Here is a 26,839-nt window from a genome sequence, read left to right as displayed (position 1 = left end):
TCTTTTTTATAACACTATCATTTCCCAATCTTACAATTTAAACTTACTCACTTATTGATTGGAGTGAAAGGCGGCGACTCCAGCGGGAAAAGCGTGTCCAGGTGAGACTCCAAAGGAGGCGGATAAAGGAACGAAGGCTAAGAACGCCACTTCGTGTGGCAATGCCTTCGTGACCAACATCCTGTTAGCCTCGCCCGCGGAAAGCATCCGCCTGAAACGCAATTCACAGAGTCAATTCTCAGCTATTATTTTAAAACTTTTAGAATATTAATTTCTTCTCAAGAAAGGAGACTAAAACCAATGTCGTTAAGAATAGTTAGTGGCCGATCAGGCTATGGAAAAACAACTTTCATCCATCAAGAAATAATAGCCGAACTACAAAAAGCTCCTCTCGGAGATCCAATATTCTACATAGTACCTGACCAGATGTCATTTTCCAGTGAATATGACCTTGCAGCAGAATCGGGACTTCCAGGACTAATTCGAGCGCAAGTAACGACATTTAAACGATTAGCATGGCGTGTTCTCCAAGAAACTGGCGGAATTGCCAAAGAAGAAATAAGTGGATTCGGTTACCGTATGCTCATTCGTAGCTTGCTTGATAACCACAAAGACGAATTTACGCTGTTTAAACGAGCAGCAACGAAAAGAGGATTCACCGATCAAATCGAAGTTTTACTAAAAGAGTTTAGTAGATACTGTATGGATTACTCTACAATGGCAAATGCCCTAAGCAATTTGGAACATGTAAATGCTCCCAAAACGCTATTAGATAAATCCTCCGATATAATGCTAATGCTTGAAAAGATGGAGGAAAAGCTAGGAGTTAGTTATATTGACGGGGAAGGGTACTTAACCTTATTAGCTACGAAAATAAAAGACTCTTCCCTGCTAGCCAAAACAGAAATTTATATCGATGGTTTCACTTCCTTTACAACGAGAGAATTAGAGATTATCGAGGAATTAATGATACAGGTGAAGCGTCTGACCATTGCACTTCCGATGGAATCGATACAGGATGCTATAGATGAACAATCGCTGTTTTACCAACCTGCAAATACTTGCGTTAGGCTCTTAGAAATTGCACAAAAGGAACAAGTGGAATTAGAAGAGACCGCCCATCTGAGTGAACAGAAGCGCTTCAAGTCACATGAAATTGCACATATCGAAGCAAATCTGGATCAACTACCTCCCGAACAAACAAACTCAGAGGGCAGTATCCGAATAACGGAAGCTTCCAATCGCCGTGCGGAAATGCATGCTGTAGCAAGACAAATACGTGAACTAATGCAACAGAAAAATGTTCGATATAACGAAATGGCGATTTTGCATAGAGATGCAGATACGTATGAAGGGCTAATCGAGACTATTTTTCCGCAGTATGATATTCCCGTTTTCGTTAGTAAAAAGAAACCGATGCTACATCATCCGCTAATCGAACTAAGTCGGACCATTCTAGAGATAATTCGAACAGACTGGAAGTATGAACCGGTTTTTCGAGCGGTGAAGACAGATTTATTTTTCCCGTTAGATGTTCCTAAAAAAATTTGGCGAGAGCGTGCGGATCGTTTAGAGAATTTTGTACTCGCATTCGGAATCTACGGAGATAGATGGATGGATGAAAGGCGCTGGGTTTATAAAAAATATCGTGGCTTGGAATTTTACTCCAAAGTGCAGACAGATGAAGAAAAGAGTATTCAAGCAGATATCCATAAAATAAGAGACTTGATCGTCGAACCGATTAAAGTGCTTTTCAATCAGCTGCAACAATGTAAAACAGGCAAGGATTATGCAATTGCTATCTATGCATTTATAGAAAAACTAAACGTATATGAAAAACTGCAAAGCTTGAAGCGATCAGAAGAGGAAAACGGTCAATTACTGTTAGCTTCCGAACATGAGCAAGTTTGGAATGAGTGGGTAAATGTTATTGATCAGTTTGTATTGATGTTTGGGGAAAAGGAAATGTCCCTAGAGGAAGTAACAAAAATTTTAGATGAGGGTTATGACCAGCTTGCTTTTTCTAGCATTCCGCCTACGATTGATCAAGTAATTGTTGGGAATGTGGATATCATTCGTTTAACAAATATAAAAGCAGCATTTGTGCTTGGAGTAAATGATGGGGTATATCCAAAACGGATGGATCATGAAGGGCTACTAACAGATACAGAACGTGAATGGTTCACGCAAATAGGATTTGAACTTGCGCCAACGTCGAAAATGCGATTGATGGACGAAAATTATTTAATCTATAAAGCATTCGTCACTCCATCCCATTTCTTATTCGTATCCTATCCAATGGCAGATAATGAAGGAAAAGCGCTGTTACCTTCCACATACATCAAAAAGCTTCAGCAAATGATAAGTAATTTGCCGATTGAAATTGCTGTAGTAGATCCAAGCGATATGCCAACCGATGAATTGGATTTGAATTCCATCAGTCACCCACGTCCTACTTTGCCATATGTTATTATGCAACTTCGAGGAGCCCTTGAAACAGGGGAATTATCCGAAGTGTGGCAGTCTGTCTACCAATATTATTTAGAGGATCCATATTGGTCGAAATTAGTGAAAAGAATTACTACGCCCTTAATTCATGGCAATAAAACTGAAAGATTAAATGAGGAAATGACTGCTGCTCTATACGGGGAAACGATGATTTCTAGCGTATCTCGTGTAGAGAAATATTATAGCTGCCCGTTTGCACATTACGCATCTTATGGCTTAAAGCTAGAAGAACGTGCAGAGTATAAATTAGAAGCACCACAAATGGGAGACTTATTCCATGCGGCGCTAAAATGGATCGCCGATGAGACGCAACGTCTCGATATACAATGGTCACAGCTAACCTCCCAGCAATGCTATCAGCTCGCTAGACAAGCGGTCGATTATATCGTACCAGTCTTTGTGCACCAATTATTATTAAGTACAAACCGCTACCGATATATTCAACGTAAATTGGAACAGATCGTTGCCAATACATTAATCGCTTTAAGTAAGCATTCGAAAGGCTCAGGATTTGTTCCAATTGCTATAGAAGCAGGATTTGGTCCTGGAGAGAAATTACCAGCATTGGAAATTCCCTTGAAGCGAAATCGCAAAATGCAATTACGTGGTCGAATTGATAGAGTGGATGCAGCTAATATTAACGGGAATATGTTTGTTCGGATAGTCGATTATAAATCTTCTAAAAAAGGTATTGATTTGAACGAGGTTTACCATGGTATTTCTCTTCAAATGTTAACGTATTTAGACGTTGCTGTAGAAAATGCCGATATATGGCTACACGAAGATGCGGATCCAGCAGGAGTTTTATATGTTCATATGCATAACCCTTTCATACAGTCTCAAAAGGAAATGGAAGAGGCTGAATTAGAGGATGCCGTTTATAAATCCTATAAAATGAATGGTCTTTTGCTCGATAATCCAGAAGTTATTATGGAAATGGATGATCAGATTTCAGGATTTTCTAAAGTTATTCCCGTTCGTATGAACAAAGACGGTAACCTTTCTAAATCATCGTCCAAAGTAGTAGAACCGGCACAAATGAGATTGCTGCAATCCTTTGTTCGTAAGAAGCATGAGCAAGCAGGGAACGGCATGAATGCTGGAGATACACGCGTTTTACCTTATCGAATAAAAGATAAAATGCCATGTACTTATTGCTCTTATCGCAGTGTTTGCCAATTCGATCCGCAAGATCCTAATCAACAAGTTCGTGTATTGAAGGTAGATCAGCCAGAAATAGTAGCAGAAAAAATTCGAGAGGAGATGAGTCCAAATGAACATTCCTAATATGCCGGCAGAGCTAACATGGACCCCTGCACAATGGAAGGCTATCTGGGCAACGGGTTCAGATGTGCTTGTTTCCGCCGCTGCAGGCTCGGGGAAAACGGCTGTTCTCATCGACCGACTCATTCAAAAAGTTATTTCGAAAGAATCTCCTATCAATGTCGATGAGTTATTAGTCGTTACCTTTACAAATGCTTCTGCTGCAGAAATGCGCCATCGTATGGGCGAAGCGCTAGAGAAGGCCATTGCCAACGATCCAACATCGAATCATTTGCGAAAACAACTAAGTCTGTTAAACAAAGCACAAATTTCTACATTGCATTCGTTTTGTTTAAATATCGTAAGGCAATACGCGTATATGCTAACGATAGATCCAGGTTTCCGTATTGCAAATGAAACAGAAGCAGCAATTATGCGTGACGATATGTTAGCTGAAGTGCTAGAAGAGGCTTATCATGTCGACAATCCAGAAGCGATGTACCGATTGTCTGATAGCTTTACGTCCGATCGTGACGATCAATCGATAGAAGTAATGATTGAAAAACTTTATTCCTATTCGCGCGTACATCCAGAGCCTGGGAAATGGTTGCTGGCAATACCGGAAGCATATAACCTCCCGGAAGATATGACCATTGATGAGCTATCATTTATTGGTCCATTGAAGCTTGCAATTATTCATCATTTAGAAGAGGCAATCGCTATAACAGAGGAGATTCGTAGACTTGCAAAAGATCCAAATGGTCCAACACCTCTTGCAGAAACTGCTATGATCGATCAGCAAATGATTCAAGAAGCAGTAGATTTGATGAAGAATAGCTCGTGGAAAAGCGTTTTTCATTATTTCCAAGGAATTAAATGGGGAAGAGCAGCTGCGATAAAAAAAGACTCCTGTGATGAAGCTTTGAAAAACCAAGCGACAAACAAACGCACTAAAGTAAAGAAAATTGTAAATGACTTAAAGGATAATTATTTCACTCGAACACCAGAAAGATTGCTAGAGGAAATGCGATTAATGGCACCGCAGTTGCAAAAACTAGTGGAACTGACTATAGCTTACGGCGAGCGGTATACCGCAGCTAAAAATGAAAAAGGGCTCGTCGACTTTTCAGATTTGGAGCATTACGCTTTAGATATTCTATCTGAGCACGATGAAAATGGGAAACTTATACCTTCAGATATAGCAAAAGAATATACGGCTCGTTTTAAAGAAGTGCTAGTGGATGAATATCAGGATACAAATTTACTGCAGGAGACCATTTTACAGTTTGTGAAAAGTGGCGATGAAAATACAGGGAATATGTTTATGGTAGGGGACGTGAAGCAGTCCATTTATCGATTCCGTCTAGCAGAGCCTATGCTATTCTTAGGGAAATATCTAACATTCAATGATCTTCCAATAGATTCGGGTATCAAAATAGATTTAAATGCAAACTTCCGCAGTCGTAAGGAGGTGCTGCATGCGACCAACTATATTTTCAGTCAAATTATGGGTGAACAAGTTGGGGAAATTGAATACGATGAAGCTGCTTCGTTAAAACCTGGGGCACCTTATGAAGAAACAGAAACACCTGTTGAGCTAGCACTATTATATGAAGTAGAAGATGGCAGTGCCGAACCGACAGAAGAGGAAGAAACAATCGAAGCTATAGCAGAAGAGGAACTAAAAAAATCACAAGCCGAAGCCCGTTATATCATTTCAAAAATAAACGAGATGATTCAATCTGAAGCAACTGTTTATGATCCATGGAAAAAAGCTCATCGTCCTGTCAGGTACAGCGATATGGTCATATTAATGCGATCGATGACTTGGTCTAGGGAAGTTACCGAGCAGTTTAAAGAAGCTGGTATTCCTTTATATGCAGAGCTTTCGAAGGGATATTTTGAAGCAATTGAAGTGTTAATCATGCTTCATACGCTTCGTACAATCGATAATCCTTATCAGGACATATCACTAGCATCCGTTCTCAGGTCGCCATTTGTAGGATTAACAGAATCAGAGCTAGCACTTATCCGATTATCTGCTCCAAAGGAACCTTTCTACGATGCATTAAAAACATTTGTAGCTATTGGTGGAGCTGGGCTGGCGTCAGATACTGCTGAGAAGCTACAAAGGTTCTTACTTCGGTATGAAGATTGGCGCGATCTAAGTAGAAGAGGCTCACTCGCAGATTTAATATGGCAAATATACTTGGACACGCATTACTACGAAATAGTAGGTGCTATGCCAAATGGTAAGCAAAGACAAGCAAACCTTCGTATCCTTCATGACCGAGCAATCGATTATGAAAAGACTTCTTTCCGAGGGTTGTTCCGCTTTTTACGCTTTATCGATCGTATGCGTAAACGAGGGGATGATTTAGGAGCTGCACGTGCTATAGGAGAAAAGGAAAATGTCGTTCGTTTAATGACAATTCATTCTTCAAAAGGCTTAGAATTTCCGGTTGTATTCTTAGCTGGTATGGGTAGACCCTTTAACCAAATGGATTTTAATGAGTCCTACTTATTTGACCAGTCATTTGGTCTTGCGGTGAAAGCCATTGATCCTGAAAAGCGAATTTCTTATACTTCGCTGCCATTTTTATCTATGAAGGAAAAAAAGCAAATGGAATTGAAGGCAGAGGAAATGCGCGTTTTATATGTTGCTATGACACGTGCCAAAGAGCATTTATTCCTCATTGGATCTATTAAAGACTTAACCAAAACGTTGGAAAAATGGTCAGATGCTCAAAATGTTATGAGTGATGAAATGTTGCCAGGCTATATGCGGGCAAAAGCAAAAGGCTATTTAGACTGGATCGGATCAGCATTAGCAAGACATACAAATTTCCGCCAGTTATCGACTGTAAATGAAGCAAATATAGTGGATAGTGAGTCCAAATGGAGAATTATTACTAAATGTGTGGATGATTTAAAACGTATTGTACAAGTGGAGGAAAAAGAGGTTGCAGCTTTGGACCAGCTAATTGATCCTGCAAAAGGTACGTATTTAAAGGAAGTTAAGTCTCGTTTCGATACTCCCTATTCACATGAAATATCTACTCATAAACGTTCTAAGCAAACGGTAAGCGAGATGAAGAAAATACAGCAGCTGATGGAACGCTCAGACGATGACTATTTTCAAATGTCTAGTCCTACTAGTTTGAAAAAAATTGCGAAGCGTCCTTTTTTCTTACAGCAGGAAACAACATTGACGGGTGCAGAAGCTGGTACTGCAGTGCACGCCTTTATGCAAAACGTCGATCTGCAGGAAGAAAAAAATGAGGAGCAGGTTCTCCTTTTTGCTGAAAGGCTTGCTGAACGGGAAATTTTAACGAAAGCTGAACAGGCTGCCATTGTTCCTAGTAAGATCGTTCCATTCTTCCATTCAAATATCGCTGAACGGCTCCGAAATGCTAAAGAAGTTATGAGAGAGTTTCCTTTCACGTATGCATTAGAGGATACAGAGGGCGACAAACAGATTATTCAAGGGGTCGTCGATTGCTTATTTTTAGAGAATGATGGAAGTTGGGTTTTACTTGACTATAAAACGGACAAAGTGATGCATTTAGTTAAGGATGAATCGTTATTACAACAAGAAATGCATAAACGCTATCAACTTCAATTGTCTCTATATTCGCAGGCAATTGAGGCAATTTTACAAGTGCACATAAAAGAAAAAGTACTATATTTATTTGATGTAAATAGAACGTTGTCATTATAGGGGGAGAAAGTTTGTTGATCAAACCAACAGGAGTAAAGGAACGTATCATCTCTATAGATGTAATGAGAGGGTTCGCTTTACTCGGGATATTTGTCGTGAATATGTTGTTTTTCCATACTCCATATATTTATATTAATCCATATACTTGGTATCAAAATCCAAGTGATTATGAGACGTTTAAGATGATTGACCTTTTTGTACAAGGTAGTGTGTATCCATTATTCTCGATGTTATTTGGATACGGTTTGGCTATGCAATTTATGAAGGCTGAAGCAAATGGCAGCCATTTTTCTAAATTTGCTGTTCGACGATTATCCGTTTTACTATTAATCGGATGTATTCATGCTTTTCTAATTTGGGCAGGAGATATATTGATAACATATGCATTAGCAGGATTTGTTTTATTACTTATGATTAGATTGAAGCCTCTATGGTTATTTCTTATAAGTATTTTCTTGTTCTTAATACCAAATGGTTTACTTAGTGGCTTACTTTACTTGGGTTCCAAGGTTAGTCCCAATGACATGATTATATATACGGGCATACAGAAAATCGAAGCCAGTATGCTTGCTTACGGACAAGGGTCTTGGATGGATATATTTTGGCAACGATTAGATGATTGGCTATATATGAATGGTAATGGTGCAATGTTCTTATTAATGTTCATCACTATTGTTCCATTCCTCTTGTTAGGTGCAGCAGCAGCAAAATGGAAGCTGATCGAAAGAGCGAGAGAGTTAAAAGCTTTTTGGCTTGTTACAGTAGTAGTGGCATTCGCTGTGGGTACGTCTATTAAGTGGGTTCCTTATTTTAAGGAAGCAGATGCACTAACTATGTATATCCAGGACACTTTTGGTGGGCCACTACAGGCAATTGCTTATGCAGGAGTCATTGCCATGATCTGCTCGATTCCAATTGGAGCAAAAATACTTTCTCCAATTTCCAAGGTTGGTAGAATGTCTATGACCATCTATTTACTGCAATCGATAATTGCCACAACTATTTTTTATGCCTATGGTTTTGGTTTATATGGAAAGATTGATATAACCACAGGTACTTGGATGGCAGTCGGTATTTACGCATTACAAATAGTTTTCGCAGAGATTTGGTTTATGAAATATAAGCAAGGCCCTGTGGAGTTGTTGTGGAGAAAACTGACTTATTCGAATAGTTTGTCGAAAATAGATGAAAAGAAATCTAATTTGTAATAGACTTATAGATAGAGTCAAAACTATTAAGGGAGTGTCCAAAAGATGAAACTGTTATCCTACCGTTTACAAGATGAAATTTACTTCGGACCAAAAGTCAAAAAAGAAGAGGCAGTATGGGATGTACTGCACATTCAGGAGACGCTCCAAGTATTACCTGAGTTTCCAGCTACCATTGTAGAAGGTGTAGGTTTAGGGATGGATTTTGTCGAACAAATCCGTAAATTAGTAGAAGCAGCGTTAAAGGCTGAAAATCCAAATAACTTTAAACGTTCTTTTACAGAAATCGAATGGCTTTCACCTATTCCACGTACACCTAAAAACATTATGGCAGTCGGTAAAAACTATGCAGATCATGCGAAAGAAATGGGAGGAATAGCGAGTGATTTTGTTGTATTTACGAAGTCTCCAACTTCCATTGCTGCAGATGAACAAACGCTCTCCTTACATGCGGATATAACAAATTCCTACGATTACGAAGGTGAACTTGCAATCGTTATTAGTAAACAAGGAAAAAATATTCCTGAAAAGCTCGCATATGACTATATCTTTGGTTATACAATTGCCAATGACTTAACAGCGCGTGATTTGCAAACGAAGCATCAGCAATACTTCTTAGGGAAAAGTTTAGAAGGGTCTTGTCCGATGGGACCATACCTAGTGACAAAAGACGAGTTGCCGAAACCACAGGAATTAGCAGTTGTGACAAAAGTTAATGATGAAATTCGTCAAAATGGAAAAACGTCCGACATGTTATTTTCAGTTGAAAAAATCATTGCGGAAATTTCCAAGTCAGTTACCCTTGAACCGGGAGATGTTATTTTAACTGGAACTCCTGCTGGTGTAGGGAAAGGGTTTAATCCACCACGTTTCTTAAAATCAGGAGACGTAGTCAAAATTTCGATTGAAGGAATAGGTACATTAGTGAACAAATTCGAGTAACATGTTACACTAAATAGGATAGTAGTAAACTACAAGTATAATTGAGGTGGAAAAAATGGATTTCTTAGCATCAACACATTTACACATTACCACTTGGGTAGTCGCACTAATCCTATTTTTTGTAGCATTAGCGATTGCAAATCCGAAAGTAGTTCATATGATTTTACGTTTGTTTTACATCTTAATTATCATTACTGGAGTTGCTTTGTTTATCAAAGGTATGGACTTCGGTCAAGGAATGCTTTATGGATTAAAATTCCTAGCAGGCATACTAGTAATTGGTATGATGGAAATGACATTAGTGAAAAAAGCAAAAGGAAAACCGTACACAACTTTCTTAGTGCTAGTATTTGTTTTCTTCTTTATCGCACTTTTCCTTGGGTTCAAATTACCAATGGGTATTAATTTCTTAGCTTAAGTATTGGGAAGCTTCCACTAGTGGGAGCTTCTTTTCCTTATTAAGCTTTTTTGAGAGTACAAGAGAGGAGGAACTGTTAATGGGAATAACATTGCTACTATTAGTATTTGTCCTAATGATTGCATTTTTAGCTACGGCATTGGTCATTTACAACCTACAAAAAAACAACACAAATTCTCCAGGTGAACTCCAATCACATATCCTTCAAGAATTCCAAAAAACCCAAAAGCCACCGAAATGATTGGTGGCTTTTTTGAAAGATAACTATAAAAATGTCTCGTGAACACTTGATTAAGGGACTAGTAAGAATAAATAATCCTATAATTTCCATTTCAGGTGGGCGCTTTCTAGCTAAGCTTTGCCTCAGACTCCTCGCTTGAATATATATGCTTCTGCGGTTACTCGTCACAAAGACATTGGTCAAACAAAGTTCCTACAGGCTCGAGCCATGCACACGGAAAACGTCCGACCTTCGCTACAATCAACGGAATATCTGGATTTTATTCTTAAAGAACCTGGCTGTTTTGCCCGTTTTTTATCGAAAGACTGTCACAGTTTGGACGAAATATGTTAGATATTTATTCCTTTAATTGCGAAACGATAGCGATTAAAACATAGCTTTGATAAAATGGGATGTATATGCGTCAAAGGAGGATTTACCTTGAAAGTAACAAGATGGATTATATCTGGCTTGCTAATGAGCACTGTTTTTCTAGCGACAACTCAAGTAGGCAAAGCAGAAATAAATAACTCTATACATAATGAAAGTATTTATGATTTGTATGTTGATCGTTATTTCAATAAAGTAGGAACGAACGATTATGATACCAATCCCAAGGATCCGAATGCATTCGCAGGTGGAGATTTCCTAGGTGTTATGGAAAAAATGACACACATTAAAGATATGGGCTTCACTATTATTTCGATTGGTCCTGTTTTTGCAACAGAATCTTATGATGGTAAGCGAATTTTAGATTTTAATGAATTGGAAAGACATTTTGGGACACCAGAAGAATTTAACGAGCTATTAGACAAATCGCACGAACAAAATATGAAAATTATGGTTGAGTTTCCTCTAAATAATTATAGTCAGAACCATATTTGGGCAACTGACACTGACAAGAGTGAATGGATCCTCTCAAAAGAAGATAGTCAAATACAGCTTGATTTGACTAATAATGACGTGCAGCAGGCTCTTATCGATACGATTGTAAACTTTGCAGAAACTTACCAAATAGACGGAGTTAAATTGTCTGAATTAGAAGGAGCACCTACTTCCTTTATCAATGATGTAATCGCTGCTCTAAAAGAAGTTCGCGATCCTATGTACGTCATTGCTCTAGAGGAGTCAGAAGCTGATTTTGACGTGGACTATTCAGAGCAGCTAATGCTAGATTTCCGGGAAACTTTCAAAAATACAGATTTACCTTCCGACTCTATCTCTTTAGCGAATGAAAATAATCTTTTGATGGTAGATCATTTATTGACGGAAAGAATCACATATTATAGCGCCTTAGAGAATAAGTTCCCGCCTACTCGTATTAAAATGGCGATGGGTACTTTTCTAACATTACCAGGTGTACCTTATATGACATACGGTACGGAGATAGCTATGAATGGACAGACTGCACAAGATAGCCATCAAATCATGAATTTTCGTGTAGATGAGGAGCTAATTGAATATATAAAAGACATGGCTTCCATTCGATCAAACTCAGAAACGATGCGAACTGGTGAAATAGAGCTACTGGAAAATAAAGATGGATACGCTGTTTACAAACGATTCTCAGATGAAGAAACATTTATCATTGTCGTTAATAATACAGGTGTGACACAAAGAATAGATATTGATAGCGAGGAAATCGGCGACGATAAAGAATTGCGTGGATTATTTGAATCGGATATCATTCGTGCTACCGCCGATGGTTCGTACCGTTTAGTGTTAGATAGAGAAATAGTCGAAGTGTATCAAGTGAAAGACGACAATGGCCTGAATGGAGCCTACATCGCAGCCATGGCGGTTGCTTATTTACTGTTTATGTTATTCTTAATTATTGTTTGGCGAAAAGGAAAGCAGCGTCGAGCAGACGAAGAGCAAAAAGTGAAGAACTAAAAAAACTGTCCACCTATTTATTAGGTAGGACAGTTTTTTTAAAGGAAGTGCATTGTAAAAATGATCCTATTCCAACTAAAGAGCTCTAAATTCCAACTAAACAACCAAAAATTCCAACTAAATGGAGCATTATTCCAACTAAACCGTCACGAGCGAGAAAATTCTCCTATTTACTAGGAAAAGCATGAAGAGGAGGCGGTACTAACCAGCCTTTGCTTTTGTTTAAGCGGAGTATTTTAGCTCCAATTTGGGCTTTTGTCATATGGAATTGCCCATAAAGCATTGCTATATCTTCTCGGATGCATTGTCCCATTACTTCACTGCAGGCTACTAAACCAGCAGCTGAATCTATTGCTAGGGCAGCGCCAATTTCAGGATCATTAAATCGTGCACCAACTGGAATATCTTCAAGACGAGCATCGGGGCGAGCTGGTGGAGCTGGTGGTAAACCAACAGCATTTTCTTTGAGTATTTTTTCGATTTGTTTATTTTCCTCTTCCATAGCCTTGATACACTCTTCTATTAACGATTTTAAATCGTCATCTCCTGTATGATTATAGAAAGTTTGATATGCAGCTATTAGCCCGTTATTTACTGCTAAGTTTGTCCATATGGCATACACTTCACCATAATGTAGCGGCTCATCTTTAGGATTTCCACTTAAAATACCCATTATTTCACTCCTAGCATTTATTTTCACAGATTTTCTCCATGTAAATGGTAGTATGTGGAGCTAACGGGAAAGTATTCGCCATGAAAAAAAGATCTACATTATATAGATCTTTTTTTTACAATTTAAGATAATTTATTTAAAAAGAATAATGCTATAGCTCCAGGACCAACATGAGCACCAATAGTAGAGCCGATGAGATGGATTTCAATGCTTTTTGGATGGAACCTGTCTTCAATCATTTGTTTCAATTCTAAAGCAGTTGCTTCATCGTCACTATGGCTGATAGCAATAACTTGATCACTAAAATTTTCACCACGCTCTTCCATAAGATCAAGCATGCGTTTAAAGACTTTTTTACGCCCACGAATTTTCTCGATAGGTACTAGCTTACCATCTTCTACGTGAAGTAGCGGTTTAATATTTAATAACCCACCTATAAACGCACTCGCTTTCGAAACTCGTCCTCCGCGTGCTAAATAATCCAAATCTTCAACTGTGAATAAATGCTCCATATGCTCAGCATAAAAACGTACTTTTTCAATTAATTGAGCGTTATCCATTCCTTCATCACGTAATTTAACTGCTTGTTTTAGAACTAGCCCATAGCCAAGCGATGCACATTGTGAATCAATAATTGTTAGCTTTAAATCTGGATACGTTTCTAATAATTGCTCGCGCATCATCATAGCTGTACTATAGGTTCCGGAAAGAGCGGATGAAAAGGCAATATATAATCCTTCCTCACCAGACTTTGCAAGATCCTCGAACAAACGTAAAAATAACTCGGGTGAAACTTGTGAGGTTTTTGGCTGCTTTCCTTCACGTATTGCTGTATAAACTGCAGAAGAATCAATACCAATAATGTCCTCATATTCATCTTCATCGATATGAACTCTTAGTGGCGCTAAAAGGACTTTATTGTCATCAAAAAAAGCTTTTGGTAGATCAGTGGCGCTATCAGCGATAATTCTCATTTCCCATCCTCCTGTATCTCTACTATTTCTTTAAGTTTAATCTCTCTATTAAGAATTCTGCAATACCATCTTCGTTATTTGTTAATGTTACTTCATTGGCAATGTTCTGAAGTGGGCTTATAGCATTTCCCATTGCTACGCCGACACCCGCATATTCAATCATTTCTAAATCATTATCTTCGTCGCCAAATGCAATAATACGTTCCTTTGGAATGTTTAAAAACTTGGATACTTGCGATAATCCAACTGCCTTATTTAATCCATGGCGTACAATTTCAATGACATCCCATGGTGCACCCCAACGACGATGATCAATGACTTCTGCATGTACATCTCTTAAATGCTGACGAACCGAATCGACCGAATCTTCCTCAGCATGTATTAGTAAACTTGTTGGGTCAGTTTTTAAAAGTGATCTTAAATCACCAGTAGTTACTTGAGGGTTTCCTAATGAAAACGCAGAAAGAATTTTTTCATCATGATAGTGTAAATATACATCATCGAGAACTTCAGCAAGCATGTTTTTAATGGAATAGCTTTCTACAGCCTCCACTACTTCTTTCACAACTTTTAAATCAATCGGTGTATGTACAGTTTTCCAAGAAGAACTTCTAGGATGATGAACAAATGCACCATTGAAGTTAACAATCGGTGTGCTTAAACCAAGCTCTTTATAATACATTTCGCTGGATCTATACGGTCTTCCAGTTGCGATCATCACTTCATGTCCTTCATTTTTTGCCAGTTGCAGAATGTTTTTAGTTTTTGTTGAAATTACTTTTTCATCGGTCAATAAAGTTCCATCTAAATCTAACACGATTAAATGCGGTTTCATAAAAAAACTCCCTTCTATCTTACTTTAAAGTGTATCGTTTTCAATGAATAACGTCAAAATGAAAAAACTCAACCTCTTTGTACTCACAGAATTACTTTGGTAGAATAATAATAGAAAGGCGGGGTATAGATGATAGTCACTACTGAGATTTGGGGAAGCATTCCGTTATTACATATTCAAAATGAAGAAATAAAGAAGGATGCTCCAATTGTCGTCTTTTTACACGGATTTGAAAGTGCAAAAGAGCATAACCTACATTACGCATATCAGCTAGTACAAAAGGGATGTCGGGTAATTTTACCTGATGCACATCTACATGGTCAACGAGATGAAAAATTAGATGAAGTAGAGATAAGTTTGCGCTTTTGGGAAATTGTATTAACATCTATTGAAGAAGTTAATACAATTAAACAGGAATTAGAAAAACGTAACTATTTAACAGAACAAAAAATCGCTTTAGCCGGTACATCAATGGGAGGAATAACTACTTTAGGCTGTTTAACGATCTATCCATGGATTGATGCGGCAGTCATTTTGATGGGAACTCCTGGTTATGTAGAACTTGCCAAGGCACAAATTGCATCCGTAGAGCAAAAAGGATTCAAGGTGCCATTAAGTGCAGATGAGCGAACAAAGATGTTGGACACATTATCTAATTTTGATGCCTCTAGCCATCCGGACAACCTGATCGAAACACCTTTGTTTTTCTGGCACGGAGAAAAAGATCCAGTTGTACCATATGAACCAACTGCCAAATTTATCGCGTCTCTCAGAAAACAATATGATAAACAAAATATAGTACTGATGAATGAAAAATTGGCAGGGCACGCTGTGTCAAGAAAAGGAATGTTAGCTTCTATGGAGTGGCTAGCAAACAGTTTGGCATAAACAGATGAGTTTGATATGATTGAGATATAAAGTGAAACTTTCATCAGCGAGGATTTACTTCTTCCCCGCTGATGGTTAGTTGAACCAATCGGGGATTTACAGGCTGTTTATCCCTAACTTTTCTCTTGATTTTCTTTAAAAAGTTGAGATAGGGGTATTACAGCCTGTTAAACCGGGATAAAATAGAGGAGGTTTTCAATATGAGTCAAGATGCAGAACAAGATATGAAGGATAGTATGATGGCCGCTCTTGAGAACGTTATCGACCCTGAACTAGGTATTGATATTGTCAATTTAGGTTTAGTATATGATGTACAATTAGCAGATGATGATATTGCAAAAGTTACAATGACTTTAACATCAATCGGCTGCCCAATGGGTCCACAGATTGTCGATCAAGTAAAAACAGCCCTTGGCGAACTGCCAGAAGTAAAAGAGACAGATGTTAATATTGTTTTCAATCCACCGTGGTCAAAAGAAAATATGTCTCGTTACGCTAAAATAGCTTTAGGTATAAGATAAAAACTATATACATGAACGAAAAAAGTCGAATCGGAATTAAAGATTCGACTTTTTCTTATGAGATTGGGTAAATTTTAGTAAATAATCCATGTGGGACAGCACGAGGGAGAGACCACAGGCTCGAGCCGTGCCCACGGAAAGAGTAAGATGGAAAGAGTAAGATCTACACTACAATCAACGGCATATCTGGTTTTTGTACTTCAAAAATAGGAGTTTTTTGGCCCGGGTATTCTTAAAATCCACCCAACCTAGTCAATTCGGCAAATATACAGTGGGCAATTATCACATTCTACTTCTGTCCTTAAAAAATGTAGATCATGAATCGTGATCATCCCTTTATCCAACGAAAGCACATTTTTTTTCTTTAGATCATTTAAAATTCGGTTAACGACCTCTCTACTTGTAGCGCAGAAGTTAGCCAGCTCCTGATTGGTCATAGCATGATTAATGAGAATGCTACCATCCGTTTGTTTTACCCCGTACGTATTTGTTAGTCGTATCAATGTGGACATTAACGCACCTTTTTTCCCATGCAGCAACAAATCTCTAAAGCGAGTTTCATTTTTTAAATTATGCGTTTGCATGATTTGGATCCATTCCATCATGAGAGAAGAACACTCCGATAAATATTTTTCAAGTGTGGCACGTGACAACACTAATAATTCAGTCGGCTCTATCGTATTAGCAGAAACTGAATGATAAATAGTATCGCAAAATATAGATGCTTCTCCGATAAATGTGCTATTTCCTGAAATTCGCAAAGTCAATATTTTACCGCTTTCCGTATCCTTGCTTATGCGAACGGTACCTGTTTTGATGAGGTAGACATCTTCCGCAATTTGACCTTCTAAAAAGACGGAGCGATCCTTTTCTAGTTTTAAGTTTGCACCAAATTGTTCAAACAGTGCATGTATGCCTTGTGAATTGGAACTTTGTTCAGTCATGATTATTACTTCCTTTCCGTTATTCACATTCGAAGTCGTGTTTGCACTTTCTACTATAATAGCATATTTACTCGAACTTCTTAGTTAGACGTAGATAGCCATATTTCTTTACAAAGTGATTAGCTAGGTCGTATAATTACATTAGTCAAAGAAGGTCAAACTACTTCAAAAGGAGATGTTTGTATATGCAAATGAAACAGCAGGATGAAAAAAGTCCTTTAGAAACGTATGGTCGAAATCTAGTTACTGCAGTTAAGGAAGGGAAAATGGATCCTGTTATTGGTCGCGATCAGGAAATTAGAGATGTTATTCGTATTTTATCAAGAAAAACGAAGAATAATCCTGTCCTGATTGGAGAGCCAGGTGTAGGTAAAACTGCCATTGTAGAAGGGCTTGCACAGCGCATTGTACGCAAGGACGTTCCTGAAGGGTTAAAAGAGAAGGAAATTTTTGAGCTAGATATGAGTTCCTTAATCGCTGGAGCAAAATATCGCGGAGAATTTGAGGAGCGTCTGCAAGCAGTTTTAAAACAAGTGAAAGACAGTGAAGGTCAAATTATTTTGTTCATCGATGAGATTCATACAATAGTTGGTGCTGGAAAATCGGACGGTGCAATGGACGCTGGAAATATGCTAAAACCAATGCTAGCACGTGGTGAACTGCATTGTATTGGTGCGACAACACTGGATGAGTATCGCATGTATATAGAAAAAGACCCTGCACTGGAAAGACGCTTCCAACAAGTGATGGTAAGAGAGCCATCTATAGAGGATACTGTTTCTATATTACGTGGGCTAAAGGAACGCTTTGAGTTACATCACGGTGTGCGAATTCATGACCGAGCAATCGTTGCAGCGGCCGAGCTTTCTAATCGATATATTACAGAACGATTTTTGCCTGACAAAGCAATCGATTTAGTTGATGAAGCTTGTGCGATGATTCGAACAGAAATTGATTCTATGCCACAAGAGCTTGATGAAGTTACGAGAAAAATGATGCAGCTTCAAATCGAAGAACAAGCATTAATGAAAGAAAAAGATGCTGCTAGTCAAAAAAGATTAGAGCAGCTAAGAATAGACTTAAAGGAATTAGAAACATCTACAAGTGAAATGCGAACAAAATGGGAGCAAGAGAAGGAAGCCATCCAAGTAATTCAACAGAAGCGGGAAGAATTGGATCGCTATCGCCGAGAGTTAGAAGAAGCGGAAAATCAATACGATCTAAACAAAGCAGCAGAACTTCGTCACGGGAAAATTCCTACACTGGAAAAAGAGCTTCAAATGTATGAAAACGAAGTAAATGAAGAATCAGAAACTCGACTTTTACGTGAAGAAGTAACTGCAGAAGAAATTGCGTCCATCGTATCCAGATGGACAGGGATTCCTGTTACGAAACTCGTTGAAGGAGAGAGAGAAAAGCTTTTACGCTTAAAAGAAACTTTAGGAGAGCGTGTAGTCGGACAAGATCAAGCCGTCCAATTAGTTACAGAAGCTGTTTGGCGTGCGAGAGCAGGGATTAAGGATCCAAATAAACCAATTGGCTCTTTCTTATTTTTAGGACCTACCGGCGTAGGTAAAACGGAGCTAGCTAAATCATTGGCCGCAAATTTATTTGATTCGGAGGAGCATTTCATTCGAATTGATATGTCTGAGTATATGGAAAAGCATAGTGTTTCTCGTTTAGTCGGTGCTCCTCCAGGATATATCGGTTATGAGGAAGGTGGTCAATTAACGGAAGCTGTTCGTAGAAATCCATATTCAGTTGTACTGCTGGATGAAATAGAAAAAGCACATCCGGATGTTGCCAATATATTATTGCAATTGATGGATGATGGTAGAATTACAGATAGCCAAGGGAGAATCGTAAACTTTACAAATACGATTGTTATCCTTACTTCTAATATAGGATCGCAGTATTTAGCCAATACGACTGGAGAGGTTTCGGATCAGGAAGAAACACTAGTCATGAGTGCTTTACGTGAGCATTTCAAACCAGAATTATTGAATCGTTTAGATGACATCATTATGTTCCACTCATTGACAACGCATCATTTTGTCAAAATTACAGAAAAATATGTAAAACAACTGCAAAAACGTTTACGTGAACAAGAAATTGAGTTGCAAGTGGATGATGCAGTGCTACATTGGATCGTGGAGGAAGGTACAGACGCTGCATTTGGTGCAAGACCATTAAAAAGATACATCCAACGTTATTTAGAAACAGCAGTTGCCAAGCTTTTAATCGGTGGCACTGTTTTACCGGGCAGCAAGGTAGTTGCTAAAATGGAGGAAAATGAACTAAAGATCTCGACAGAATAAGTTGGTTTAATACCCTCTCGAAAAATTGTTCTGAACAAAAACCCGGACAAAAATGCCCGTCCCTTTAATGTCAAAACCTGTTTCTACCGTTTTCGAAGGGCTTGGACAGACGTTTTCTGTTATGATTACCGAGTGAATTTTTAGGATGCTGACTGGTTGTGACGTCCGTCGCAACCAACCAGCATCCCTTTTTTTCGGTACTCCTGTCGCATCTGTCTTTTAGTCGCCCTCCTATACTTTTTAGAAACAGGTAAGGGCACTTTTGGATAATTAGAAAAATTTACTTTCCTATTGCTAAAGTGGATGACAGTCTATATACGCGATCGTGGTGCCCCTGTGCAAAGCTAGACATACAATAAAAAACATTTTCGTTCGCTGTGGTGTTATATATAATTTCTTATATTTGAACAAAAAAAGCCTCCCAATGGAAGGCTTTTTTTAGTGATGTGTTTTAGCTACTGGTTCGTCAGGAATGATTGCTGCGATTACTAAAACCAAAATGGCAACAGGAATGGACATGATAATACCATTCATAAATACAAACTCAACGTTTTGAACGGAGCTTACAACATAATTTAACATAGAAACTAAAAGTACTGACCAGAAAAACGTCATAATATATTGCACTATATTCACCTCAACACTAATTTTACTATATGTATCATACCATAGCATACCATTTAACAAAAGAATATTTGGGAAAACAAACTCTCTTGTTGAAAAATGTACATATATTCGTTATTATTAACACCAGGTACTAATAATAGATTACAAGAAAAGAGGAACATTCATGAATGCAGGAATAATTGGTTTAGGGACATATGCACCTGAACATATTTTGACAAATGAAGACCTTGAAAAACGAATGGATACATCTGACGAATGGATTAGAACGATGACTGGTATAGAAGAACGTCGAATTGCTGGAGCAGAAGAGAATACATCTCATATGGCTGTGAAAGCTGCAAAAGAAGCAATTAAAGATGCAGGTATTAACGCCGATCAAATTGGTTTAATAATTGTGGCTACTGTAACTCCAGACCGCCCGTTTCCAAGTGTTTCAACTATGCTACAGGAACAACTGGGTGCAACGAATGCTGCTGCAATGGATTTATCTGCTGCATGTGCAGGATTTATATATGGATTAGTAACAGCAAAGCAATTTGTTGAGTCTGATACGTATTCTCATGTACTTGTCGTGGGAGTAGAGAAATTGTCCAAAATTACGGATTGGAATGATAGAAACACTGCCGTATTATTTGGTGATGGTGCTGGTGCTGCGGTATTAAGCAAAGTTTCTGAAGGACGAGGAATTTTATCTTTCGAACTTGGTGCTGACGGTAGTGGTGGTAAGCATTTATCACAAGAAGGTCCACATCTTCAAATGAACGGACGAGAGGTATTCAAATTTGCTGTAAGACAAATGGGTGAATCTGCCGTTAATGTAATAGAAAAAGCTGGATTAAACAAAGAAGAAATTGACATGCTAATTCCACACCAAGCGAATATTCGTATAATGGAATCCGCAAGAGAAAGACTAGGGTTACCGCTTGAGAAGATGTCTAAAACAATTCATAAGTACGGTAATACATCTTCAGCTTCCATTCCATTATCTTTAAAAGAAGAAGTTAAAAATGGTAAAGTAAAAGATGATGACACAATTGTTATGGTAGGTTTTGGTGGAGGTTTGACTTGGGGAGCAATTACTTTAAAATGGGGAAAATAAACGTACAATTTGGAAGGGTGAATAATTCATGACAAAACGTAGGGTAGTAGTAACGGGTATAGGCGCTGTTACACCACTAGGTAATGATATAGAAACAACTTGGTCAGGTATTAAAGAAGGTAAATCTGGTGTGGGTATGCTAACAAGACTAGATGCTTCCCAGTTTGCAGCTAAAGTTGCAGCGGAAGTAAAGGATTTTGATATTGAGAAGTACATTGAAAGAAAAGAAGCACGTAAAATGGATCGTTTCACCCATTATGCATTAGCTGCTTCAATTATGGCTGTAGAGGATGCAAATCTTACAATTACAGAAGAAGTGGGCCTTCGTACAGGAGTATGGATTGGTTCTGGTATAGGTGGAATGGAAACCTATGAGGCTCAATTCCGTACCTTTTTAGAAAAAGGGGCACGCCGAGTAAGTCCATTTTTTGTTCCAATGATGATTCCCGATATGGCAGCAGGTCAAGTCTCCATTCATTTTGGAGCCAAGGCTATTAATTCCTGCTCGGTAACAGCTTGTGCTTCTGGTACTAACTCTATTGGAGATGCGTTTAAGGTGATTGAACGTGGAGATGCTGACGTTATGATAACAGGTGGAGCAGAATCTCCAATTACTAATATGTCCGTAGCAGGGTTTGTATCGAATACTGCACTTACGCTAAATACGGAGCCTGAAAAAGCATCACGTCCATTTGATGCGAATCGTGATGGATTCGTAATAGGTGAAGGTGCAGGTATAATTATTTTAGAGGAATATGAACATGCGGTAGCTCGTGGTGCAAAAATTTATGCAGAAATTATTGGCTATGGTTCTACTGGTGATGCCCATCATATCACTGCTCCAGCTCCAGGAGGAGAAGGTGCTGCTCGTGCGATGAAACAAGCAATTGAAGATGCATCAATTACACCAGACCAAGTCGATTATATTAATGCGCATGGAACGAGTACGCCATATAATGATCATTTTGAAACAATGGCAGTGAAAACTGTTTTTGGTGAACATGCTTATAAATTAGCGATGAGCTCAACAAAGTCCATGACTGGCCACCTTCTAGGAGCTGCTGGTGGAGTGGAAGCAATCTTCACTGTATTAGCCTTAAAAGAAGGAATCTTACCCCCAACAATGAATTTGGAAACACCAGATCCACAATGTGATTTGGATTATGTTCCGAATGCTGCAAGAAAAGCGGATATCGAATTTGCTATGAGTAATTCATTAGGTTTCGGCGGACATAATGCAAGTATATTATTTAAAAAAGCTTAAATTTATTTTTAAAAACGTGAAATCGATTATTTGATTTCACGTTTTTTTCTTTATTTTGGGGAATATATAGCCAAAAGATTATTTATAGAACTTTTATATTCTGGTTGTTTTCCTTTGCGGCGGCGACTCCTGAGAGAGACTATAGGCACGAGCCGGACGTCCGGAAAGCGTCCAATGTAACGAAAAACAATTGTAGCCGAAACCTAATAGAAAGCCTTGAAAATTTTACAGTTTGCAAAATTTTCAAGGCTTCTTATTTTTGTCGGAATTTTTGTGTCCTTCTCTTTTTTATTTACTTGCCCAATGCTTTAAAGCGTTGAAGCGCTAGTGATTCAGAAGAATGAATGATATTTTATTGATAAAATTTATTGAAAGTAATGAATAATTAGTATCCTAAAAAAATTTTTTTATTTAATAAAAAATACCAAAAAACCTTGTTATTACTAGATTTGTTTTAGGGTGAATTTTTCTAAAAAGAGTAAATTAATCAAATAGTTAAAAAATATTATTGCGATTGTAATCAAACTGTAATAGAATTTAACAATAAGCAACAAAAAAACAGAAAATTGTAATATTTAATGAGATAGTAATCTTCCAAATTAATAGTTTAGTAGCGATGACTGAAAGGAGCAATATGTTGAACAACTTAGATCAGCTTTTAACTATAAACGACTTACATACTGGTTTTCGCATAAAAGATACATATTACGATGCAGTAGATGGTGTATCCGTAACTTTAAAAAGAAATGAAATACTTGCAGTAGTTGGTGAGTCTGGCTGTGGGAAATCGACCTTGGCAACTTCTATTATTGGATTATACGATCATAATAAAACAAGAGTACAAGGAGAAATTCTCTACAAGGGGAAAAACCTCGCACTACTGGAAGAGGAAAAATTAAATGATGTTCGAGGAGAAGAAATAGGAATGATCTTCCAAGATCCTTTATCTGCTTTAAATCCATTAATGAGAATTGGGGAGCAGATTGAAGAAGGACTTGTGTATCATACTAAAATGTCCAAACAGGAGAGAAGTATTCGAGTTTTAGAACTGTTAAAACAAGTTGGAATACCGAATCCTGAACGAATTTCTAGACAGTTCCCACACCAGCTTTCAGGTGGTATGAGACAGCGTGTTATTATAGCGATTGCTATTTCTTGTAAACCAAATATTATTATTGCAGATGAACCAACAACTGCACTAGATGTAACAATTCAAGCACAGATTTTGGATCTGCTAAAAGAGCTTCAAAATGAAACCGGAGCAGGAATCATATTAATCACACATGATTTAGGTGTAGTAGCAGAAACTGCAGATCGTGTTGCAGTTATGTATGCTGGTCAAATTATTGAAGAGGCTCCTGTGGAAGAGTTATTTGCAAACCCTAGACATCCATACACTCGTTCTCTATTAAATTCTATTCCTCAAATGAATAGTGAAAATGAAAAGCTCCAAGTAATACAAGGGATGGTCCCATCGTTAGTAAAATTACCTAGAGTAGGGTGTAGATTTGCAGATCGTATTCCGTGGATACCAGTAGGAGTACATGAGGAAAATCCGACGTTGCATGAAGTATCTCCGGGGCATCTAGTTAGATGTACATGCTGGCAACATTTTCACTTCGAAAGTGAAAAAGGAGGTAATTCAGTATGAGTTTTATGCAAATTAATGACTTAAAAGTGCATTACCCAATTCGTGGAGGTTTTTTTAATACAGTTGTTGACAATGTACACGCTGTAGATGGTATAAACCTAGAATTTGAAAAAGGGAAAGCCTACGGATTAGTAGGTGAATCAGGTTGCGGGAAATCAACAACAGGAAAATCTATTATAGGATTAGAAAAAATTACAGCTGGAAGTATTATTTATGAAGGAGAGAATGTTACGAACAAAGTTAGAGGTAGAAACTCAGCCTATAACCGAGACATTCAGATGATTTTCCAAGATGCTCATTCGAGTCTAAACCCTCGTAAAAGAGTACAAGATATTATCGCTGAACCTATTCGAAACTTCTTAAAGCTTTCTCCTGGAGAAGAAAGAAAAAGAATCAATGAATTGCTTGCTATTGTGGGTATGAGCGAGGAAGCAAGATTAAAATATCCGCATGAATTTTCAGGGGGTCAAAAGCAGCGTATCGGAATTGCTCGAGCGATTGCTAGTAATCCAAAACTAATTATTGCGGATGAACCAGTATCGGCTCTCGATTTATCGGTTCAAGCACAGGTCTTAAATTTCTTAAAAGATATCCAGGACGAGTTTGGGTTAAGTTATTTATTTATTTCCCATGATCTTGGAGTGGTAAAACATATGTGTGATAATATCTCCATAATGTACAAAGGGCGCTTTGTTGAGTCTGGAAATAGGAAAGACATTTATACCAATCCCCAACATATATATACAAAAAGATTGCTTTCGGCAATTCCGGAAGTAAATCCAACAGATCGTGAAGAACGTAAGAAAGTCAGAAGAGCAGTAGAAGTGGATTATTTAACAAATCACCATAATTATTATGATGAAAATGGTAGAGTATATGATTTACAACCAATTTCCGATACACACAAAGTAGCAAAGAATGCTCAGAACAAAGGGGGCATGTAATATGTGGAAAACGATTGTAAGACGTATTCTCGTAATGATTCCACAATTATTTGTACTTAGTCTTTTAATATTCATTATGGCGAAATTCATGCCTGGTGACCCTTTCACAGGACTAATTACTCCAGAAACGGATCCTGCTCGCGTAGAAGAACTGCGTATAAAGGCTGGTTTCTATGATCCTTGGTATGTGCAATATGTGAATTGGATTGGAAATGCCTTCCAAGGAGATTTTGGACGTAGTTACACGTTTAACGTACCTGTAGCGAATTTAATTGGGGACCGTGCACTCAATACACTATGGTTATCTTTACTAAGCGTCTTTTTACTATATATAATCGCAATTCCATTAGGGGTAATATCTGGTAGATTCCAAGATTCATTTCTAGACAAATCTATCATATTCTATAGCTTCATTGTTTATGCGATTCCTACATTTGTATTAGGATTAATCAATCTGTTCTTCTTCGGATATGAACTAGGTTGGTTCCCGACAAGCGGGACGGTGGATATAAAATACGAGTCTGGAACAGCTGGCTTCCTTTGGAGTAAGTTTTATCATATTTTATTACCAGCTATTACTTATGCTGTACTTGCGACTACTGGAATTATTCAGTATTTACGGTCCGAAATTATCGATTCGAAGTCGATGGATTATGTGCGGACTGCGAAAAGTAAGGGTATTCCAATCAATAAAGTATACTCTCGTCATATATTACGTAACTCATTGTTACCGATTGCGGCATTCTTAGGTTTTACCATTACAGGACTTTTAACTGGATCTATCTTTATTGAGACCATTTTTGGTTATCATGGTATGGGACAATTGTTCATTCAGGCTATAAATGGGCGTGATTATAGTGTAATTACAGCACTTGTTATGCTTTTTGGATTCTTAACATTATTAGGAAGTCTATTATCCGATATCATCATGAGCATTGTTGACCCTCGAATTAGGATTGACTAACAAAATAATGGATAAGGAGAGTCCAGATAATGAAAAATACTGAAGTTATTGAACCATCAAAAGAGATAAAAGCAAGCTCTCCCCCGACAGGTTTTCAAGTAATTGCGCGGGAGTTTATGAAAGATAAATTAGCCATGTTCTCGCTAATATCGTTAATAATCGTTATTGGAGGCATATATATTTGGGCATGGCAGATTGACCAAACACAATTGATGCGAATAAGTCTGCGTGACAAGCTTGCAGAACCAGGAGATAAATTCTGGTTAGGAGCGGACAAAGGTGGACGTGACATCCTTGGACAATTAGTTGTAGGTGCACGAAACTCTTTGACAATTGCAATTGCAGTTACACTTATAACTGGTTTTGTAGGTGTTGTAATTGGTTTAATAACAGGCTATTTTGGTGGATTGATTGATAATATCTTTATGCGTATTATAGATTTCTTCATTACTATTCCGTCATTGATGATTATTATTGTTTTTGTAACTATTATTCCAAAGTACTCCATTGTGGAATTCATACTTATTATGAGTTTGTTCTTATGGGTTGGTACAGCTAGGGTTATTCGAAGTAAGGCGCTTTCCGAAAGCAGACGTGATTACATTAGCGCTTCGAAAACATTAGGGACCAGGAATATCGTGATTATTTTTAAAGAAATGATGCCAAATTTAAGTTCTATACTAATCGTAGATATGACCCTAAACTTTGCAGGAAATGTTGGACTAGAAACTGGACTATCATTTTTAGGTTTTGGTTTACCGCCTTCTACACCAAGTTTAGGAACTCTTGTAAGCTATGCAACCGATCCATTCATTATGGAACATGCATGGTGGAACTGGTTACCTGCAGCAATACTAATCTTATTACTTATGCTAGGGATCAATTATGTTGGTCAGGCCATTCGACGATCTGCTGATGCACGTCAACGACTTGGGTAAAAACTGTTATTAGACGCAAGAGCGTT

21 protein-coding genes are annotated in these 26,839 nt (G+C 37.9%); 16 read left to right on the top strand and 5 right to left on the bottom strand.

Going from position 1 to position 26,839, the window contains the following annotated elements:
- Positions 1-300 precede the first annotated feature (300 nt).
- The 7 genes from addB to ACIQX2_RS02035 all read left to right on the top strand — a co-directional run bounded on the left by addB (position 301) and on the right by ACIQX2_RS02035 (position 12,173).
- Positions 301-3,795: a helicase-exonuclease AddAB subunit AddB gene (gene addB / locus ACIQX2_RS02065; RefSeq protein WP_402846458.1), complete on the top strand. Its 3,495-nt coding sequence runs from the start codon at positions 301-303 to the stop codon at positions 3,793-3,795.
- Entirely contained in the window at positions 3,782-7,492 is a 3,711-nt protein-coding gene (gene addA, locus ACIQX2_RS02060; protein ID WP_402846456.1) for a helicase-exonuclease AddAB subunit AddA, read from the top strand. Before addB ends, addA begins: the two co-directional genes overlap by 14 nt.
- A gap of 11 nt (positions 7,493-7,503) precedes the next feature.
- Positions 7,504-8,700 (top strand): DUF418 domain-containing protein, encoded by a 1,197-nt coding sequence (locus ACIQX2_RS02055; protein WP_402846454.1) that lies wholly within the window; start codon positions 7,504-7,506, stop codon positions 8,698-8,700.
- A gap of 45 nt (positions 8,701-8,745) precedes the next feature.
- The gene (locus tag ACIQX2_RS02050; RefSeq protein WP_402846452.1) at positions 8,746-9,642 is read left to right on the top strand and encodes a fumarylacetoacetate hydrolase family protein; all 897 of its coding nucleotides are present in this window, start codon (positions 8,746-8,748) and stop codon (positions 9,640-9,642) included.
- Positions 9,643-9,697: 55 nt separating this feature from the next.
- The gene (locus ACIQX2_RS02045) at positions 9,698-10,060 is read left to right on the top strand and encodes a YisL family protein (protein WP_402846450.1); all 363 of its coding nucleotides are present in this window, start codon (positions 9,698-9,700) and stop codon (positions 10,058-10,060) included.
- A gap of 79 nt (positions 10,061-10,139) precedes the next feature.
- Complete coding sequence (locus ACIQX2_RS02040) at positions 10,140-10,301, top strand: hypothetical protein (RefSeq protein ID WP_402846447.1); 162 nt, start codon at positions 10,140-10,142, stop codon at positions 10,299-10,301.
- A gap of 420 nt (positions 10,302-10,721) precedes the next feature.
- On the top strand, positions 10,722-12,173 hold the full coding sequence (locus ACIQX2_RS02035; protein ID WP_402846444.1) for an alpha-amylase family glycosyl hydrolase: 1,452 nt from the start codon (positions 10,722-10,724) through the stop codon (positions 12,171-12,173).
- Between the two features lie 166 nt (positions 12,174-12,339).
- Here the strand turns inward: ACIQX2_RS02035 and ACIQX2_RS02030 are convergent, their stop codons facing one another.
- The 3 genes from ACIQX2_RS02030 to ACIQX2_RS02020 all read right to left on the bottom strand — a co-directional run bounded on the left by ACIQX2_RS02030 (position 12,340) and on the right by ACIQX2_RS02020 (position 14,655).
- Complete coding sequence (locus ACIQX2_RS02030; protein WP_402846442.1) at positions 12,340-12,846, bottom strand: DUF3231 family protein; 507 nt, start codon at positions 12,844-12,846, stop codon at positions 12,340-12,342.
- A gap of 122 nt (positions 12,847-12,968) precedes the next feature.
- Entirely contained in the window at positions 12,969-13,820 is an 852-nt protein-coding gene (locus ACIQX2_RS02025) for a DegV family protein (RefSeq protein ID WP_402846440.1), read from the bottom strand.
- 22 nt (positions 13,821-13,842) lie between these two features.
- Entirely contained in the window at positions 13,843-14,655 is an 813-nt protein-coding gene (locus ACIQX2_RS02020) for a Cof-type HAD-IIB family hydrolase (RefSeq protein WP_402846438.1), read from the bottom strand.
- 129 nt (positions 14,656-14,784) lie between these two features.
- Between ACIQX2_RS02020 and ACIQX2_RS02015 the strand changes: the two genes are divergently transcribed.
- On the top strand, positions 14,785-15,543 hold the full coding sequence (locus ACIQX2_RS02015) for a serine aminopeptidase domain-containing protein (RefSeq protein ID WP_402846435.1): 759 nt from the start codon (positions 14,785-14,787) through the stop codon (positions 15,541-15,543).
- Between the two features lie 200 nt (positions 15,544-15,743).
- The gene (locus ACIQX2_RS02010) at positions 15,744-16,064 is read left to right on the top strand and encodes a metal-sulfur cluster assembly factor (RefSeq protein WP_402846433.1); all 321 of its coding nucleotides are present in this window, start codon (positions 15,744-15,746) and stop codon (positions 16,062-16,064) included.
- A 248-nt stretch (positions 16,065-16,312) separates the two neighbouring features.
- On the opposite strand, the gene ACIQX2_RS02005 is transcribed toward ACIQX2_RS02010, so the two are convergent.
- Entirely contained in the window at positions 16,313-17,008 is a 696-nt protein-coding gene (locus ACIQX2_RS02005) for a Crp/Fnr family transcriptional regulator (RefSeq protein ID WP_402846430.1), read from the bottom strand.
- Positions 17,009-17,193: 185 nt separating this feature from the next.
- Here ACIQX2_RS02005 and ACIQX2_RS02000 point away from each other — a divergent pair, with 185 nt between their 5' ends.
- Positions 17,194-19,326, top strand: coding sequence for an ATP-dependent Clp protease ATP-binding subunit (locus ACIQX2_RS02000; protein ID WP_402846428.1), 2,133 nt, complete (start codon positions 17,194-17,196; stop codon positions 19,324-19,326).
- A gap of 438 nt (positions 19,327-19,764) precedes the next feature.
- Here the strand turns inward: ACIQX2_RS02000 and ACIQX2_RS01995 are convergent, their stop codons facing one another.
- Positions 19,765-19,953 carry a YjzD family protein gene (locus ACIQX2_RS01995; protein ID WP_402846426.1) on the bottom strand — a complete coding sequence of 63 codons (189 nt, stop codon included), beginning with the start codon at positions 19,951-19,953 and terminating at the stop codon, positions 19,765-19,767.
- Between the two features lie 163 nt (positions 19,954-20,116).
- Between ACIQX2_RS01995 and ACIQX2_RS01990 the strand changes: the two genes are divergently transcribed.
- The 6 genes from ACIQX2_RS01990 to ACIQX2_RS01965 all read left to right on the top strand — a co-directional run bounded on the left by ACIQX2_RS01990 (position 20,117) and on the right by ACIQX2_RS01965 (position 26,813).
- On the top strand, positions 20,117-21,052 hold the full coding sequence (locus ACIQX2_RS01990) for a beta-ketoacyl-ACP synthase III (RefSeq protein ID WP_402846423.1): 936 nt from the start codon (positions 20,117-20,119) through the stop codon (positions 21,050-21,052).
- A gap of 28 nt (positions 21,053-21,080) precedes the next feature.
- Positions 21,081-22,316: a beta-ketoacyl-ACP synthase II gene (gene fabF, locus ACIQX2_RS01985; RefSeq protein ID WP_402846420.1), complete on the top strand. Its 1,236-nt coding sequence runs from the start codon at positions 21,081-21,083 to the stop codon at positions 22,314-22,316.
- 637 nt (positions 22,317-22,953) lie between these two features.
- Positions 22,954-23,967: an ABC transporter ATP-binding protein gene (locus tag ACIQX2_RS01980; RefSeq protein WP_402846417.1), complete on the top strand. Its 1,014-nt coding sequence runs from the start codon at positions 22,954-22,956 to the stop codon at positions 23,965-23,967.
- The gene (locus ACIQX2_RS01975; RefSeq protein ID WP_402846414.1) at positions 23,964-24,911 is read left to right on the top strand and encodes an ABC transporter ATP-binding protein; all 948 of its coding nucleotides are present in this window, start codon (positions 23,964-23,966) and stop codon (positions 24,909-24,911) included. Before ACIQX2_RS01980 ends, ACIQX2_RS01975 begins: the two co-directional genes overlap by 4 nt.
- A gap of 1 nt (position 24,912) precedes the next feature.
- Positions 24,913-25,875 carry an oligopeptide ABC transporter permease gene (gene opp4B, locus ACIQX2_RS01970; protein ID WP_402846411.1) on the top strand — a complete coding sequence of 321 codons (963 nt, stop codon included), beginning with the start codon at positions 24,913-24,915 and terminating at the stop codon, positions 25,873-25,875.
- 29 nt (positions 25,876-25,904) lie between these two features.
- Positions 25,905-26,813 (top strand): ABC transporter permease, encoded by a 909-nt coding sequence (locus ACIQX2_RS01965; RefSeq protein ID WP_402846408.1) that lies wholly within the window; start codon positions 25,905-25,907, stop codon positions 26,811-26,813.
- Positions 26,814-26,839: the final 26 nt, after the last annotated feature.

Source organism: Psychrobacillus sp. NPDC096623 (assembly GCF_044762655.1).
In the GTDB taxonomy this organism is placed as follows: domain Bacteria; phylum Bacillota; class Bacilli; order Bacillales_A; family Planococcaceae; genus Psychrobacillus.
The sequence above is the reverse complement of the archived record's forward strand: the minus strand, read 5'-3'. Positions and strand labels throughout refer to the sequence as shown.

Coding starts and splice junctions, on each gene's coding strand:
- addB (WP_402846458.1), top strand. CDS start 301: ATGTCGTTAAGAATAGTTAGTGGCCGATCAGGCTATGGAAAAACAACT.
- addA (WP_402846456.1), top strand. CDS start 3,782: ATGAACATTCCTAATATGCCGGCAGAGCTAACATGGACCCCTGCACAA.
- ACIQX2_RS02050 (WP_402846452.1), top strand. CDS start 8,746: ATGAAACTGTTATCCTACCGTTTACAAGATGAAATTTACTTCGGACCA.
- ACIQX2_RS02045 (WP_402846450.1), top strand. CDS start 9,698: ATGGATTTCTTAGCATCAACACATTTACACATTACCACTTGGGTAGTC.
- ACIQX2_RS02040 (WP_402846447.1), top strand. CDS start 10,140: ATGGGAATAACATTGCTACTATTAGTATTTGTCCTAATGATTGCATTT.
- ACIQX2_RS02030 (WP_402846442.1), bottom strand. CDS start 12,846: ATGGGTATTTTAAGTGGAAATCCTAAAGATGAGCCGCTACATTATGGT.
- ACIQX2_RS02025 (WP_402846440.1), bottom strand. CDS start 13,820: ATGAGAATTATCGCTGATAGCGCCACTGATCTACCAAAAGCTTTTTTT.
- ACIQX2_RS02020 (WP_402846438.1), bottom strand. CDS start 14,655: ATGAAACCGCATTTAATCGTGTTAGATTTAGATGGAACTTTATTGACC.
- ACIQX2_RS02015 (WP_402846435.1), top strand. CDS start 14,785: ATGATAGTCACTACTGAGATTTGGGGAAGCATTCCGTTATTACATATT.
- ACIQX2_RS02010 (WP_402846433.1), top strand. CDS start 15,744: ATGAGTCAAGATGCAGAACAAGATATGAAGGATAGTATGATGGCCGCT.
- ACIQX2_RS02005 (WP_402846430.1), bottom strand. CDS start 17,008: ATGACTGAACAAAGTTCCAATTCACAAGGCATACATGCACTGTTTGAA.
- ACIQX2_RS02000 (WP_402846428.1), top strand. CDS start 17,194: ATGCAAATGAAACAGCAGGATGAAAAAAGTCCTTTAGAAACGTATGGT.
- ACIQX2_RS01990 (WP_402846423.1), top strand. CDS start 20,117: ATGAATGCAGGAATAATTGGTTTAGGGACATATGCACCTGAACATATT.
- fabF (WP_402846420.1), top strand. CDS start 21,081: ATGACAAAACGTAGGGTAGTAGTAACGGGTATAGGCGCTGTTACACCA.
- ACIQX2_RS01975 (WP_402846414.1), top strand. CDS start 23,964: ATGAGTTTTATGCAAATTAATGACTTAAAAGTGCATTACCCAATTCGT.
- opp4B (WP_402846411.1), top strand. CDS start 24,913: ATGTGGAAAACGATTGTAAGACGTATTCTCGTAATGATTCCACAATTA.
- ACIQX2_RS01965 (WP_402846408.1), top strand. CDS start 25,905: ATGAAAAATACTGAAGTTATTGAACCATCAAAAGAGATAAAAGCAAGC.